Raw genomic sequence first — 13,134 nt, forward strand, 5'->3', positions numbered from 1 at the left:
TTTTATACTTGATTCATCCAAAAAGTTTCTGTATGTAAGTTAGAAAAGGCGGTTTTTAAGCTCGTAAAAAGTTTAGGATGCTCTTTTTCTAAATTTGCCAAAAGCTGTTTGGATTCTTCTCTTGCATGTGGAAATTTAACATTTTTTTCACTGAGTTTCATGCCAGGACAAAACTCATTTCCTATAACTTGAAGTTCATTTTGTATTGCATTGTCTCTAAGTTGTCTTTCTCTAACAAAAATCAAAGGGCGTATCACTATTATACCACGTTTGCTTTTATAGATTGGAGCTAGGGTTCTTAAGGATCCATTGTGGATGAAATTCATAAAAAAACTCTCCGCTGCATCATCTAAATGATGGCCAATAGCAAGTTTATTAAAACCTTTTTCAAGAGCATAAGTATATAAAGCTCCACGTCTCATTCTAGAAAAATAGCTACAAAAACTAGAATTTTCTCTTATAGTATCGCCCGATACTTCGTAGATATTAGAGTCAAGAACGCTATGTTTTATGCCATGTTCTTCACAATGTGCATGCAGTTGAGAATAATCTTCACCCATACCATAGCTTAAAGTAACAGTTTCAAGATCAAATTTGAAAGGAGCGTGAGCTTGCATACGATTTAAAAGATGTGCTAAAGCTAAAGAATCTTTGCCTCCACTTAAGCCTAAAAGAACGCGATCGCCATCCTTAATAAGCCCAAATTTAGCGTTTGCTTGAGCAACTTGTCGTATAAGCTTTTTACTAAGGTTTATCATAATTTTTCACACATTTTAAGAACAAAATTAGCTGAAATTTTCGCAGAATTAATCACAAATTCATCAAAATCAAATTCAGCTTTTTCTCCAGCCTTATCACTCATAGCTCTTAAAATAAAACAAGGTATTTTTAAAGCATCGCAAACTAAAGCGACACTAGCACCTTCCATTTCACAAGCATCGGCGTTAAAAATTTCTCTTATTTTTGCTTTTTTTGCTTCATCGCAGATAAATTCATCTCCAGTTGCAATGATTCCTGATTTTAGTTTGATATTTAATTCTTTTGCAACTTCTAAAGCAAGATTATTTAACTTCTCATCTGTTTTTATAAAAATTTCATTCCCAGGAACAAAACCAAGTGGATGTCCAAAAGCGGTTATATCAAGATCATATTGAGCTAATTGCGTAGCGTAGAGTAAGTCGCCTATTTCTAATTCTGGATTAAAAGCACCTGCCACACCTGTAAAAAGTAAAATTTCAGCCCCAAATTTTTCAATCATTATGCTTGCACTTAGAGTTGAATTGACTTTTCCTATTTTAGAATAGGCTAAAATAAGTTCATGATTTTTATAATTTGTTAGATAATAAGTATTGTTTGCGTATTCAATACTTTTGTATTCTTTTAAAATTTCAAGCAAGGGAGTAATTTCTTCAGGCATTGCACCTAAAATTGCTATTTTCATTTTACAACCTTTAAAAATTCATCAATATCACTAAAATTAGTCAAAGAATAAGTTTCCTTAGAGCTTATTTTTTTGTTTAAACCTTTAAGAATGCTTGCACCAAATTCTACAAAGCAATCGATTTCATTTTCATAATTTTTAATACTTTGCTTATAAAGAACAGGGGAAATGAGTTGAGATTTGAGTAGTTTTAACGCTTGTTCTTTATCGGTATAAATTTTTGCATTTGCATTTGAAACCACGGCTTTAAAATTTGGTTTGAGTGTTTTTTCAAGTTCGATGCAAAGTTTTGATGAAGCATTTTCAAGTAAAGGACAATGACTTGCAACACTCATATTTAAAAGCATTGCTCTTTTCGCTCCAGAGTTTTTAAATTCATTTTCGTAACTTATAAGATCGGGTTTTAAACCTGCTACAACAATTTGACCATCGCAGTTATAGTTTGCTGCAAATATTTTTTTATTTTCTTCTTGAGCTTTTTTGCAAATATTTTCTACGACTTGATCATCTAAACCTAAAACTACCATCATTCCTGCTTCAACTTTAGAGCAATCTTCTTGCATGAAAAATCCTCTTTTATTAACCAAAGTAAGAGTTTGCAAAAATTCTAAAGCTCCATTTACAGCCAAAGCTGAAAATTCCCCTAAAGAATGACCTAGGGAAAATACAGCTTGTAAGTCTGGTTTCTGTTCGATTAAGGCTGTATAGGCCATTAAAGAATTTAATACAATAGCAGGTTGGGTAAATTCGCTTTTATTTAACTGATCATTTTCTTCAAAAAGCAAATGTTTAAAATCAATCTTACAAAAATCACTTGCACTTTCAAGGAGTTCTTTAGCTTTTTTAGAATTTTCATAAAAACTTTTTCCCATTCCAGTGACTTGAGAACCTTGTCCTGGAAATATAAAGGCAATATTCATTAGTGGCAACCACAGCCTCCACCACCACCGCAGCAGCCACCACCCCCGTGATGATGATCGTGATCATGGTGTCCTCCACCACATCCACAACTATGACTTCCTGCAATAATGCCTGTCAAAATTTCATCTTCGCTAGCTGGTCTAACATCTACAATGTTAAGTGAAAAGAGCAAATCTCTTCCAGCATAAGGATGGTTATAATCAACAACAACATCGTTTTCATTGATTTCTTTAACACTTACGCGGACGGTTTCACCATTTTCACCTTCACCGAAAAGTTCCATACCTATTTTTAAATCAATCCCAGCAAATTGCTCTTTAGGTAATGTTTGAATAGCAGTAGCATCGTATTCGCCTAAACCCTTTTCTTTTTTGATTAAAACATCACTATTGCTTGGACAATCAAGCTTCATAATTTCTTCTTCTAAGCTTTCTAAAATCTGTCCTTTTCCGACTATAAAAGAAATAGGTTGAGCGTATAAATTCGACTCTAAAACTTCTTGAGTATTAGCATCTTTGAGTTCATAAAACATTGAAACAACATTATTTTTTTCTATTGACATTTTTTTCCTTTTTTATTTTCTATTTGGTGAAGCTTTTGCTTCTGGTGAATTTGGATAATTCTTTTTTAAAGCCTTATAAAATCCATTGGCAGTTTTAGCATTACCTGTTTTGTCTAAAGAAATTGCTGTATGGTACAAAAGCTTTGGAAAATAATCCCCTTTAGAGCTGATGGCAGAACTTTTTTTATAAAATACAATAGCATTATTATAATTTTTTTGCTTATATTCTATCTCTCCTAGCCAAAAATTTGCTCTTGCTGGTTTATATCGTTTTTCTATAAGGTAATTTAATTTTATTTTAGAGTCTTCATATAAATTTTTTTGAAGATCTTGTATGGCTAGATTTAAAATTTCATTGTTTTTTTTCTTTTTCCAAGAGTTATCTATTATTTTAGTTTCTTCGTCTTTTGTGCTATTATTCTCTTTTTTTTGTGTTATATTATTATCATTTTTTACCATAATAGGGTTTGATGATATTGAATTTTGAACACTTAGATTTAAGTCATTAAGATCATTTTTAGAAACATAGTTTGCATTAATCGAATCTACTAGAGAGCTAAGCTCTGTTAGAATTTTTTTAAATTGTTTATTGTTGGTTTCCTGAATTTTTCGACTTTCTTCAACATATTTTTTTAAATTTTGGATTTCTGCAGTTAAATTACTTTCTATAGTTTCATTATTTGTTTCCAATTGAGTCAATCTAGAACTAGACTTAGCGTATTGAGAATTTATACCTTCTAAAGTACTCTGTAATCCCTCAATTCTTTCTTCTATTTCATTAATCCTTGAATTTGTTTGAGCGTTGTTATTAGTTAAGGTATCTAATTTATTTTTTAATAATATTTCATTGGAGCTTAAACCATAAGGAGAACTACTTGTTAAATCTCCTGCACCAAAAGCAGAATTTTCAGCATAAAGTAGAGTAGCTCCCGCAAAAAGAGCTACTAAAAACATTTTTTTCATCAATTATCTTGATAATTTAAATTCGGCACGTCTGTTTTGTGCATCACAAGATTTGGTTTTTTCGGTACATACTGGATTAGTTTCTCCATAACTTTTCACAGAAATTCTATCAGCATTTACTCCTTGAGCAATTAAAGCTTCTTTTACAGCTTTTGCTCTTTTTAAACCTAGTGCTTGATTATATTCATCGGTTCCCCACTCATCACAATTACCTTCAACTGTAATATTAACTCCACTTACTTCAGTATTGAAAATATTAGCATTTGTATTGATAACAGTTTGCATATCTGGACGAATATTGAATTTGTCAAAATTAAAGTATACCTTATTTAAAGTTTCATTAAGATGAGAAATTCTTGAGTCAATATCCCAATTATCTCTACCGCCTGAACCTCCATTAGAATCCACGCTAGTATCACCACTTACACTAGAGCTTTTAGTGCTACATCCGCTAATAACTATTGCAAATGCTGCAATCGAACTAAAAAGAATTTTTTTCATTTACGACCTTTCAAAGTTGATAAATTTCGTAGATATTATATCTAAAATTTTTATTAATTGCAACTTTTTACCAATCAATAGATTGAATTTTTCCAATTTTAAGCGGAAAATAAAAAGTTTTATTTGCATTTACACGTATAACACCTAGGGCACTTTGTGCTCCAAGATATTTTATAAATACTATACTGCCACCATCACTAGAAAATCTAGGAAATAAATTCTTTCCATTTGCTGTAAGTTGTCTTATATCATTACTATTTAATGACATTAAATAAATATTAAACACTCCATATTGATTAGGCTCTCTGCTTGAATAAACTAAAAAATCTTTATAAGTTGAAACGGCCGAATTATTTCTACCATGGAAAACAACCTGTTCAGCACCACTTGTACTATTTAGATTTTGTAAAAAAATATTTGGGTAACCCAAGCGATCACTTACAAAAACTATTTTATTATCATCATTTCCTATAAAATTACCATTTACGTCAATGCCAGAATAATTTGTAAGCTGTGTTATTTTTTTGTTATTTAGTTCATATAGATAAATATCTGGTTGATCTTTTGGAGCCATAGTGATAAGGAGCTTGTTCCCATCCGAGCTTACATCACTAGCCACTACCATGCCGCCACTTGATAAAATTTTATTTGCTTTGTTTGAATTTAAATCATAGCGATAAAGCGTAGGCATGTTATTATCATATGCTGTATAATAAAATATAGTCTGTTCTTTATTTCCCCATTTTGGAAATAAATTTAAGCCACCATCAATTATGACTTTTTGATAAGTTAAAGTATAATCGGCTATTATAATTTGACTTTTTCTAGAACTAGAGTTTCTAGAAATTAAAATTTTATGATCCATCCAATCTATAGGTGGCAAACCTAATACACTAACAGAAGACTTGACGCTCTTGTGAGCCAAAAAAGGATATTGTTCAATACCATTTAAAGTATAAGTTTGATTTGATTTTTCAATTCCACCAGCTTTAATTTTAACATTTAAATTTAAGCTATTGTTGTTTCGACTTAGAGAGTATTCAAAAACATAATTACTTTGCTCAGATGCGTCGCTAACAACTTCAAAATTAGAACTCACTTTTAAATCATTGACAATTATGTTATAAAAACTACGTTTTAGAGCAGGGTTGTCTAAATTAGAATTATCTTTAACGATAATTTTTGGTAGAGCCACACCTGAATTTACAACCGTTATGGTTGGATCTTCTGCCCAAAGAGTACCTAAAAAGAATAAGAAAATAGTAAAAATTTTTTTCATTTTTTCTCCTAAATTATTGTTGAGTTTTTATTTCATCTTTTAAATTCATAATAATACTTATGCTTTTATTTTGTGGTGGATAAGTAATAAATTTTCCTTTTTGATTTTCTAAAAATTCTGCCACTTTGGCATCATATAAAGCGTCTCCACTTTTTTCTACTGAAGTATAACCAAATTTTCCATTTTCATCAATAAAGATTTTAACTTTTACAGCAATCTCTTTATTGTTTGGATAATATTGCTTCCATCTTTGAGTGATAATACGCACAACTTTTCCTAAAAATTCATCATAAATTCCTGTTTTTTGAGCTTTCGTATTTTCACCTTGAGTAAGATTTTCTTCTTGAATGAGGCTATCATTTAATTGTTTAACAAGTTCTGCTGCTTGAGGCTTTGGAGCAACCGAAGTGCCTGATTTTGCACTTGATTGAATTTTAGTAGTTTTTTTATCTTGTATTTCTTTAATGCTTCCAAATAGTTCATTAAAATTGCTTGATTCTTGTTCAACATCTTCAGTTTTTACGCTTTGATTTGTAGTTTGTGCAAAAAGTTTTTCAATATCAATTTGTTCATTTGGTTTTTGAATATTTTCAGCGGTATTTTGTTTAGTTATAACTTGTTTTGATGGTTCGGCAAGCTCAATATCAACAAAACTATCTTTAATATCTGTATATTGTATAGCAGGTTCGTTTTGAGTTATAAGTCTAAAAAAAACAAAACCAACTACAATGAGATAAACACCAAAAGCCAATAAAAAAGAATTGAAATTACCTAAGCCATAATTTTTCATAATTTTATTCTGTCTGTAAAGCAACTTTACTAAAACCTAAATTTTTAATACTTCTTAACACATAAATAACATCATCATACTTTAAATTTTTATCCGCTCTTATAAAAACAGGTTCTTCGGTATTAAATTGAGATTTTTTTTGTGCGAGATTATCTGCAAAGCTTACAAAATTATATTTTTCTTGATTTAAAAAAATTTCTTTTTTAGAATTAATACTTACAATTAGACTTTTTACCGTTGGAGCACTGGTAGATTTTTGACTACCTTGGGGAAGGTTTATTTTTTCTTCGTAGGTAATGCTTGGTGCTGTAACCATTAAAATAGCAAGCAAAACAAGCATAATATCCACCAAAGGTGTGATATTAAGTTCTGGTTTTTGATCATCAAAATGCATAATACGCCTCAATTGTTATTTGAGCTTAAAACTTTAATCTCACTATCAATAATGCTTAATAATTCAAAAGCTTTTGCCTTGATAATGAGATGAAAGGTATATGCGGGAATAGCAACCAAAATTCCACACCCCGTTGCAACTAAAGCTTCGCTTATTTTTGGTGCAATAATACTTAAAGAATTTTGAGATCCAAGACCTCCAAAAGTTTCAAGTATAGAAATAACTGTTCCAAAAAGACCTATAAAAGGAGAAGTTGAAGCGACGATACTAAGCCAAGTTAAACCACCAGATGCACGACGATTAGCTAAATTTTTATAAATTTCTAAATGAGCAAGAGTAGTATCTGTACATTTTCTTAAAATAGAATCTGTTCTACTTAAGTCTTTTTCTCCTAAAAGCAAAGTTTCTAGACTTTCTTTTTCTTTGCTTTTCCAAGTAGCTAGGTAAGTCATTTTTGCAAAAAATATAGCAAAAGAAAGTATAAAATATAAGGAAAGCCAAACTAAAACTATATAAGTAATCATACTTGAATTTCCAAAAAAATGAAATATTGCTTCAAAATTCATCAATTAACCTTTACATTATCTATTTTTGAAAAAGTAGCTGCCAAAGCTACACTATCAGAACTCATTGATTTGATCAATTCTTTTGCTTCTGAAAGATTTTTTTCTATTTCGCTCTCATTGGATCCTGAAATCCAAATTGCTCCTTTTGCTAAGACACTGGTTTTACTTTCGTCAACTTTTACATGGCCTGCGTCAATTGCAATAAGTTCATGGCTTAGATCTTCTTTTTCTATATCAATTACGCCTGACTTTAAAGACGAGACTAAAGCAGCATGTCCTTTCAATACGCCAAATTCTCCGTCACTTCCTGGCAAGGTAACTGATTTTATATCGCCTTCATAAATCACACCCATAGGTGTAATAATTTCGATTTTAAATAAATTGTCCATCACTAGCCTTTGATTTTATCAGCCTTTGCAATTGCTTCTTCAATATTACCAACCATATAGAAAGCATTTTCTGGTAAATGATCATATTTACCTTCTAAAATTCCTTCAAAACCTGCTATGGTTTCTTCAAGAGAAATATATTTTCCTGGACTACCTGTAAAAACTTCGGCAACGAAGAATGGCTGAGATAAGAATTTTTCTATTTTTCTTGCTCTTTCAACTATAAGTTTATCTTCTTCACTAAGTTCATCCATACCTAAAATAGCAATAATATCTTGCAAATCTTTATATTTTTGAAGAACCGATTGCACTCCACGTGCTACTTTATAATGTTTTTCTCCAATAATATTTGGATCAAGCATTCTTGAGGTAGAATCAAGCGGATCAACTGCTGGATAAATTCCTTTTTCAGCAATAGCTCTATTTAGTACTGTTGTTGCGTCTAAATGTGCAAAAACTGTTGCTGGAGCTGGATCGGTTAAGTCATCAGCGGGAACATATACAGCTTGTACTGAAGTGATAGATCCTTTTTTGGTTGAGGTAATTCTTTCTTGAAATTTACCCATTTCGCTTGCTAAGGTTGGTTGATAACCAACAGCTGATGGAATTCTTCCTAAAAGAGCTGACATTTCAGAACCTGATTGAGAAAATCTAAAGATATTATCAATAAACATTAATACATCGAGTCCCATTTCATCTCTAAAATATTCTGCCATTGTAAGACCTGTTAAAGCGATACGATTTCTTGCCCCCGGTGGTTCATTCATCTGTCCGTAACATAAGGCAACTTTATCCAAAACGTTACTTTCTTTCATTTCATTATAAAGATCGTTTCCTTCACGAGTTCTTTCACCAACTCCTGCAAAAACCGAATATCCACTATGTTTAAAGGCAACATTGTGTATAAGCTCCATAATGATGACCGTTTTACCAACACCAGCACCGCCAAAAAGTCCTACTTTACCACCTTTTGCATAAGGCGCTAATAAATCAACAACCTTAATACCCGTTTCAAAAATTTCACTTTTGGTGCTTTGATCTTCAAAAGCCGGAGGATCTCTATGGATTGCCCATTTTTTATCAAAAGAGATTTCTTCTCCCTCATCAATTAAATCACCCGTAACATTAAAAATTCTTCCTAAAACTTTCTCACCCACAGGAACACTAATAGGGGCTCCTAAAGCTTTCACTTCAAGACCTCTTGTTAAACCATCTGTCATATCCATAGCGATGGTTCTAACTCTATTATCTCCTAGATGTGCAGCTACTTCTAAAATAAGCTTATGTTTTTTTCCTTCGCTTTCAAAATTAACCAAAATTGCTTCATTGATTTGAGGCAGGTAGTCATTAAAGTCTACATCAACAACTGGACCTAATATTTGTGAAATGAATCCTTGCATTATTAATATTCTCCTTAAAAATTTACTACTTCATAGATTCAACACCACTGATGATTTCTATAAGTTCAGTGGTAATGGATTCTTGTCTTGCTTTATTGTAAGCAAGATTGAGTTGCTTTACTCTAGCTTTTGCATTATTGGTTGCATTATCCATAGCCTGCATTCTTGCACTATGTTCTGCCGCCAAAGAATCAATTAATGCATAATACATATTATACTCAAAATAAGTTTTCATCAAATCTTCCAAAAGACTTGTATCATCAGGTTCAAGCTCTAAAAGAGAATTTGAAACAATTTCAGATTCTTTCGGTTCTACTGGGATAAGATGAGAAATTTTTAATTCTTGAGTGATCATATTTTTATATCCATTATGAATTATGATAACTTCATCAGTAATTCCACTTAAATAATCATTTACAGCAGAATGGATAATTGAACAAGCCTTTTCATAATCTGGGCTAGAGCTTAATCCGATATATTTTTCTAAAATTTCTATTTTTTGAAAATTAAAATACTCTATACCTGTTTTACCAATAGCTCTTAAACGTACCTTAATATTTTGTATTTCACAATCTTTTAGAAAATCACTTACAGCCTTTAAAGTTTTAATATTAAAACCTCCACATAACCCTTTATCTGCAGTAATAAAAATAAGATCGATATTTTTAATTTGACTTTTCTTATGAAATAAAGCAAATCTAGAATCATCTTCATTATAAATAATCTTATTGATTTGAAATGAAATTTCACCCAACATTTCATCAATTTTTTGAGCATATATTCTCGATCTCTTAGCCGCTTCTTCTGCTTTTTTTAATTTAGCAGTAGAAACAAGCTTCATAGCATTGGTTGTTTTTTGAGTGTTATGAACACTTTTTATTTTTCTTTTAATTTCTTTTAAATTGGACATAAAAGAACCTTATAGGTGATTTGTTTTAAACTCGTTAATAGCTTTTATTAGTTTTTCTTCTAATTCTGCATCTAAAGCTTTTTTGGAACGAATTTGTTCGAAAATATCTGGATATTTTGTTTCTATAAATGAATAAATCCCATCTTCAAAATCTTTAATTTGTGAAACAGCTACATCATCCAAGTAACCTTTAGTTCCAGCAAATACAGAAACAACCTGTTTTTCTATACTGATTGGAGCGTAAGGAGGTTGTTTTAAAAGCTCTACCATTCTTTGGCCACGCTCGAGTTGTTTTCTGCTTGCTTCATCAAGATCACTCGCAAATTGTGCAAAAGCTTGAAGTTCTCTATATTGTGCCAGATCTAGTCTTAATGTACCAGAAACTTGCTTGGTTGCTTTAATTTGTGCAGCACCACCAACCCTAGAAACGGATAAACCAACATTGATTGCAGGACGAATTCCTGAGTTAAATAAATCTGTTTCTAAAAATATTTGTCCATCGGTAATAGAAATAACATTAGTTGGTATGTAAGCAGAAACATCTCCTGCTTGAGTTTCTATAATAGGAAGAGCCGTCAAAGATCCTGCCCCTAACTCATCGTTTAATTTACTTGCTCTTTCCAAAAGTCTTGAATGAAGATAAAAAACATCACCTGGATAAGCTTCACGACCTGGAGGACGACGTAAAATGAGTGACATTTCGCGATAAGCAACTGCATGTTTGCTTAGATCATCATAAACAATTAATGCATGTTTTGCGTTATCTCTAAAAAATTCTCCCATGGTTACACCAGAATAAGGTGCAAGATATTGAAGTGCTGCAGGATCACTCGCCCCCGCATTCACTACTATAGTATAACTCATAGCTCCATGTTCTTCAAGTTTTTTAACTACTTGTGCTACTGTACTTTGTTTTTGTCCAATAGCAACATAGATACAAATGACATTTTGTCCTTTTTGGGCGATAATCGTATCTATTGCCACGGTTGTTTTACCTGTTTGTCTATCACCAATAATAAGTTCTCTTTGGCCACGACCAATTGGAACGAGTGCATCAATTGCTTTAATACCTGTCTGTAAAGGTTCATGGACACTTTTTCTTGCCATTATCCCTTTAGCTTTCTCTTCAACACAACGAAATTCATTGCTATCAATAGGACCCTTAGCATCAATTGGTTCCCCCAAAGCATTAACAACCCTTCCAACTAAACCATCTCCTACTGGAACTTTAAGAAGTCTTTTTAAACGTTTTACAGAAGAACCTTCTTTTAAATTTTCTCCTTTTCCAAGTATAATGATACCTACGCTACTTTCTTCTAGGTTGAGTGCCATACCTTTATCGCCATTTTCAAACTCAACCATTTCTCCAGCCATAATATTTTTTAACCCATAAGCTTTAGCAACTCCATCGGCTATAGAAATAATTTTTCCTGTTTCTTCAATTTCTAAATTTAAATCAAAATTTTCGATTTTTTCTTTTATGATAGAACTGATTTCATCAGCTTTAAATTTCATATTATTTTCTCCTTAAATTATTTTAAGTATATATTCACTTATTTTATTTTGAAAGGTTTTCATAGAAAAAGAAATTTCATAACCCAACTCTTCTAGATGAATTTTGATACCATTATCTAAAGTAATCTTATTTTCCAGTTTAATTTTAGTATCTAATTTTGATCCGATTTTATATTCTAATTCCTTAATAATACTTTCATCTAAGGTTTCTTTAGAATAAACAATACCCGTAGAAATATTATCTTTAAGTGCCTTTTGCTTTTCAAGCTCTTTAAAAATTTGAGGAATATAAGAAAGTCTTGAATTCTTTACCAATATTTTTAAAAAATTAGTGAAGTTGGGATTTATTCTTTCAAAAAAAGAATTCAATAAGTCCAATTTTTTATCTTTTTGAATTTGACTAGAATTAATGATATCTTTAAATTTAGGTAAAGAAAAAGCCGAATTTAAAATAAGTAAATTTTTATAAAATTCTTCTTCGTCAATTCTTGAAATGATAGCTTTTGCATATTTTTTAGCTATTAAATTATCCATTAAGACACCTTCTTCATTATGATATCTACAATTTCATTTTGTTTTAAAACCATATTTGGATCTTCAAATATTTCTTTTAAAGCAGAAGAAACGACTTCTTTTTCCATTTTTCTTAATTCGTATTTTTTTTGATCTTCAAAATATTGCTCGAGTAAAATAATTTCACTTTGGGTTTCCTCTCGAATTTTTTGCACAAGTATTTCCGCTTCTTTTTTTGCTGCAGCTAAAGTTGCAACAGAGTTTGCTTTTGCTTCTTCAAGTTTTTTCATTGTATCAATTTTTTTTGCTTTACTTTCTAAAAGTTTTTTTTGAATTTCATCCAATTTAGAAGAAATTTTTAATATGCGATTTTTATAAAAATTTTTAAAAAAATCAGCTGTAAAATAATACAAAATAGCTACAAAAATAAGAAAATTAATAGTTCTTGGAACGATATCATACTCATTATCGCCTGCAGCTAAAGCATACAAAGGGCATAATAAAATAATATAATATAGTTTTTTCATCTATTTATCCCTGATTGTTTAATATTATTATATAAAGCTTGCTTAAGTTCAGGCAAATGCTCAAATAAACTACTTTGGAATTCTTTTTTTTGATTTTCTAATTCTATGTAAAAATTAGACATTTTGCGTTCTAGCTCTTCTTTTTTAGATTTTATAACTTGATCAGCCTCTTCTTTAGCCGCATTGATAGCATTTTGTTTTATTTTATAAACTTCTTCTCTAGTATTGGCATAAATTGCTTCAACTTCATCATTAGCATTTAACATCTCTTGAGAGTTTTCTTTCACTTTATTCTCATCATTTTTAATAGAATCATTTCTTTCATCCATAAATTTTAAAAGAGGTTTATATAGCATAGTATTTAAAATGACTATCATAGCTAAAAAGATAGCCATAGTAGCAAACATTATCGAAGGATGCATGTCTTCAAACATAAATTTTCCTTAATTATCTAAAATATATT

Annotated in this window: 17 protein-coding genes; all 17 read right to left on the reverse strand. The window is 30.8% G+C overall.

Annotated elements, in window-relative coordinates; all coding sequences use genetic code 11:
* Positions 1 to 2: 2 nt before the first annotated feature.
* Complete coding sequence (locus CQA76_RS05380; protein WP_137622412.1) at positions 3 to 758, reverse strand: ATP-binding protein; 756 nt, start codon at positions 756 to 758, stop codon at positions 3 to 5.
* Positions 755 to 1,441 carry a 5'-methylthioadenosine/adenosylhomocysteine nucleosidase gene (locus tag CQA76_RS05385; RefSeq protein WP_137622413.1) on the reverse strand — a complete coding sequence of 229 codons (687 nt, stop codon included), beginning with the start codon at positions 1,439 to 1,441 and terminating at the stop codon, positions 755 to 757. Before CQA76_RS05385 ends, CQA76_RS05380 begins: the two co-directional genes overlap by 4 nt.
* Entirely contained in the window at positions 1,438 to 2,361 is a 924-nt protein-coding gene (gene fabD / locus CQA76_RS05390) for an ACP S-malonyltransferase (RefSeq protein WP_137622414.1), read from the reverse strand. Before fabD ends, CQA76_RS05385 begins: the two co-directional genes overlap by 4 nt.
* On the reverse strand, positions 2,361 to 2,924 hold the full coding sequence (locus CQA76_RS05395) for an FKBP-type peptidyl-prolyl cis-trans isomerase (RefSeq protein WP_137622415.1): 564 nt from the start codon (positions 2,922 to 2,924) through the stop codon (positions 2,361 to 2,363). The genes fabD and CQA76_RS05395 overlap by 1 nt, the downstream gene beginning before the upstream one ends.
* Before the next feature lie 12 nt (positions 2,925 to 2,936).
* Positions 2,937 to 3,887 (reverse strand): tetratricopeptide repeat protein, encoded by a 951-nt coding sequence (locus CQA76_RS05400; RefSeq protein ID WP_137622416.1) that lies wholly within the window; start codon positions 3,885 to 3,887, stop codon positions 2,937 to 2,939.
* A gap of 3 nt (positions 3,888 to 3,890) precedes the next feature.
* Positions 3,891 to 4,388 carry a peptidoglycan-associated lipoprotein Pal gene (pal, locus tag CQA76_RS05405; protein WP_137622417.1) on the reverse strand — a complete coding sequence of 166 codons (498 nt, stop codon included), beginning with the start codon at positions 4,386 to 4,388 and terminating at the stop codon, positions 3,891 to 3,893.
* 67 nt (positions 4,389 to 4,455) lie between these two features.
* Positions 4,456 to 5,667 carry a Tol-Pal system protein TolB gene (gene tolB / locus CQA76_RS05410; RefSeq protein WP_137622418.1) on the reverse strand — a complete coding sequence of 404 codons (1,212 nt, stop codon included), beginning with the start codon at positions 5,665 to 5,667 and terminating at the stop codon, positions 4,456 to 4,458.
* 13 nt (positions 5,668 to 5,680) lie between these two features.
* On the reverse strand, positions 5,681 to 6,457 hold the full coding sequence (locus tag CQA76_RS05415; RefSeq protein ID WP_137622419.1) for a TonB C-terminal domain-containing protein: 777 nt from the start codon (positions 6,455 to 6,457) through the stop codon (positions 5,681 to 5,683).
* A 4-nt stretch (positions 6,458 to 6,461) separates the two neighbouring features.
* Positions 6,462 to 6,851 carry an ExbD/TolR family protein gene (locus CQA76_RS05420; protein ID WP_137622420.1) on the reverse strand — a complete coding sequence of 130 codons (390 nt, stop codon included), beginning with the start codon at positions 6,849 to 6,851 and terminating at the stop codon, positions 6,462 to 6,464.
* 8 nt (positions 6,852 to 6,859) lie between these two features.
* A complete protein-coding gene (locus CQA76_RS05425; protein WP_137622421.1) occupies positions 6,860 to 7,417 on the reverse strand; it encodes a MotA/TolQ/ExbB proton channel family protein in 558 nt (185 codons plus the stop codon).
* Positions 7,417 to 7,806, reverse strand: a complete 390-nt coding sequence (gene atpC / locus CQA76_RS05430) for an ATP synthase F1 subunit epsilon (RefSeq protein ID WP_137622422.1) — start codon at positions 7,804 to 7,806, stop codon at positions 7,417 to 7,419. Before atpC ends, CQA76_RS05425 begins: the two co-directional genes overlap by 1 nt.
* 2 nt (positions 7,807 to 7,808) lie before the next feature.
* A complete protein-coding gene (gene atpD, locus CQA76_RS05435; protein WP_137622423.1) occupies positions 7,809 to 9,206 on the reverse strand; it encodes a F0F1 ATP synthase subunit beta in 1,398 nt (465 codons plus the stop codon).
* A gap of 25 nt (positions 9,207 to 9,231) precedes the next feature.
* Positions 9,232 to 10,116 carry an ATP synthase F1 subunit gamma gene (gene atpG, locus CQA76_RS05440; protein ID WP_137622424.1) on the reverse strand — a complete coding sequence of 295 codons (885 nt, stop codon included), beginning with the start codon at positions 10,114 to 10,116 and terminating at the stop codon, positions 9,232 to 9,234.
* Between the two features lie 9 nt (positions 10,117 to 10,125).
* Positions 10,126 to 11,631 (reverse strand): F0F1 ATP synthase subunit alpha, encoded by a 1,506-nt coding sequence (atpA, locus tag CQA76_RS05445; RefSeq protein WP_137622425.1) that lies wholly within the window; start codon positions 11,629 to 11,631, stop codon positions 10,126 to 10,128.
* A 12-nt stretch (positions 11,632 to 11,643) separates the two neighbouring features.
* Positions 11,644 to 12,165: a F0F1 ATP synthase subunit delta gene (locus CQA76_RS05450; RefSeq protein WP_137622426.1), complete on the reverse strand. Its 522-nt coding sequence runs from the start codon at positions 12,163 to 12,165 to the stop codon at positions 11,644 to 11,646.
* Positions 12,165 to 12,671 carry a F0F1 ATP synthase subunit B gene (locus tag CQA76_RS05455; RefSeq protein ID WP_137622427.1) on the reverse strand — a complete coding sequence of 169 codons (507 nt, stop codon included), beginning with the start codon at positions 12,669 to 12,671 and terminating at the stop codon, positions 12,165 to 12,167. Before CQA76_RS05455 ends, CQA76_RS05450 begins: the two co-directional genes overlap by 1 nt.
* A complete protein-coding gene (locus CQA76_RS05460) occupies positions 12,668 to 13,105 on the reverse strand; it encodes a FoF1 ATP synthase subunit B' (protein WP_137622428.1) in 438 nt (145 codons plus the stop codon). Before CQA76_RS05460 ends, CQA76_RS05455 begins: the two co-directional genes overlap by 4 nt.
* Positions 13,106 to 13,134: the final 29 nt, after the last annotated feature.

Source organism: Campylobacter aviculae, assembly GCF_005406215.1.
Classification (GTDB): Bacteria; Campylobacterota; Campylobacteria; order Campylobacterales; family Campylobacteraceae; genus Campylobacter_D; species Campylobacter_D aviculae.

Excerpts from the sequence above, each read along its gene's own strand:
- CQA76_RS05380 (WP_137622412.1), bottom strand. The coding sequence starts at position 758 with ATGATAAACCTTAGTAAAAAGCTTATACGACAAGTTGCTCAAGCAAAC.
- CQA76_RS05385 (WP_137622413.1), bottom strand. The coding sequence starts at position 1,441 with ATGAAAATAGCAATTTTAGGTGCAATGCCTGAAGAAATTACTCCCTTG.
- fabD (WP_137622414.1), bottom strand. The coding sequence starts at position 2,361 with ATGAATATTGCCTTTATATTTCCAGGACAAGGTTCTCAAGTCACTGGA.
- CQA76_RS05395 (WP_137622415.1), bottom strand. The coding sequence starts at position 2,924 with ATGTCAATAGAAAAAAATAATGTTGTTTCAATGTTTTATGAACTCAAA.
- CQA76_RS05400 (WP_137622416.1), bottom strand. The coding sequence starts at position 3,887 with ATGAAAAAAATGTTTTTAGTAGCTCTTTTTGCGGGAGCTACTCTACTT.
- pal (WP_137622417.1), bottom strand. The coding sequence starts at position 4,388 with ATGAAAAAAATTCTTTTTAGTTCGATTGCAGCATTTGCAATAGTTATT.
- tolB (WP_137622418.1), bottom strand. The coding sequence starts at position 5,667 with ATGAAAAAAATTTTTACTATTTTCTTATTCTTTTTAGGTACTCTTTGG.
- CQA76_RS05415 (WP_137622419.1), bottom strand. The coding sequence starts at position 6,457 with ATGAAAAATTATGGCTTAGGTAATTTCAATTCTTTTTTATTGGCTTTT.
- CQA76_RS05420 (WP_137622420.1), bottom strand. The coding sequence starts at position 6,851 with ATGCATTTTGATGATCAAAAACCAGAACTTAATATCACACCTTTGGTG.
- CQA76_RS05425 (WP_137622421.1), bottom strand. The coding sequence starts at position 7,417 with ATGAATTTTGAAGCAATATTTCATTTTTTTGGAAATTCAAGTATGATT.
- atpC (WP_137622422.1), bottom strand. The coding sequence starts at position 7,806 with ATGGACAATTTATTTAAAATCGAAATTATTACACCTATGGGTGTGATT.
- atpD (WP_137622423.1), bottom strand. The coding sequence starts at position 9,206 with ATGCAAGGATTCATTTCACAAATATTAGGTCCAGTTGTTGATGTAGAC.
- atpG (WP_137622424.1), bottom strand. The coding sequence starts at position 10,116 with ATGTCCAATTTAAAAGAAATTAAAAGAAAAATAAAAAGTGTTCATAAC.
- atpA (WP_137622425.1), bottom strand. The coding sequence starts at position 11,631 with ATGAAATTTAAAGCTGATGAAATCAGTTCTATCATAAAAGAAAAAATC.
- CQA76_RS05450 (WP_137622426.1), bottom strand. The coding sequence starts at position 12,165 with ATGGATAATTTAATAGCTAAAAAATATGCAAAAGCTATCATTTCAAGA.
- CQA76_RS05455 (WP_137622427.1), bottom strand. The coding sequence starts at position 12,671 with ATGAAAAAACTATATTATATTATTTTATTATGCCCTTTGTATGCTTTA.
- CQA76_RS05460 (WP_137622428.1), bottom strand. The coding sequence starts at position 13,105 with ATGTTTGAAGACATGCATCCTTCGATAATGTTTGCTACTATGGCTATC.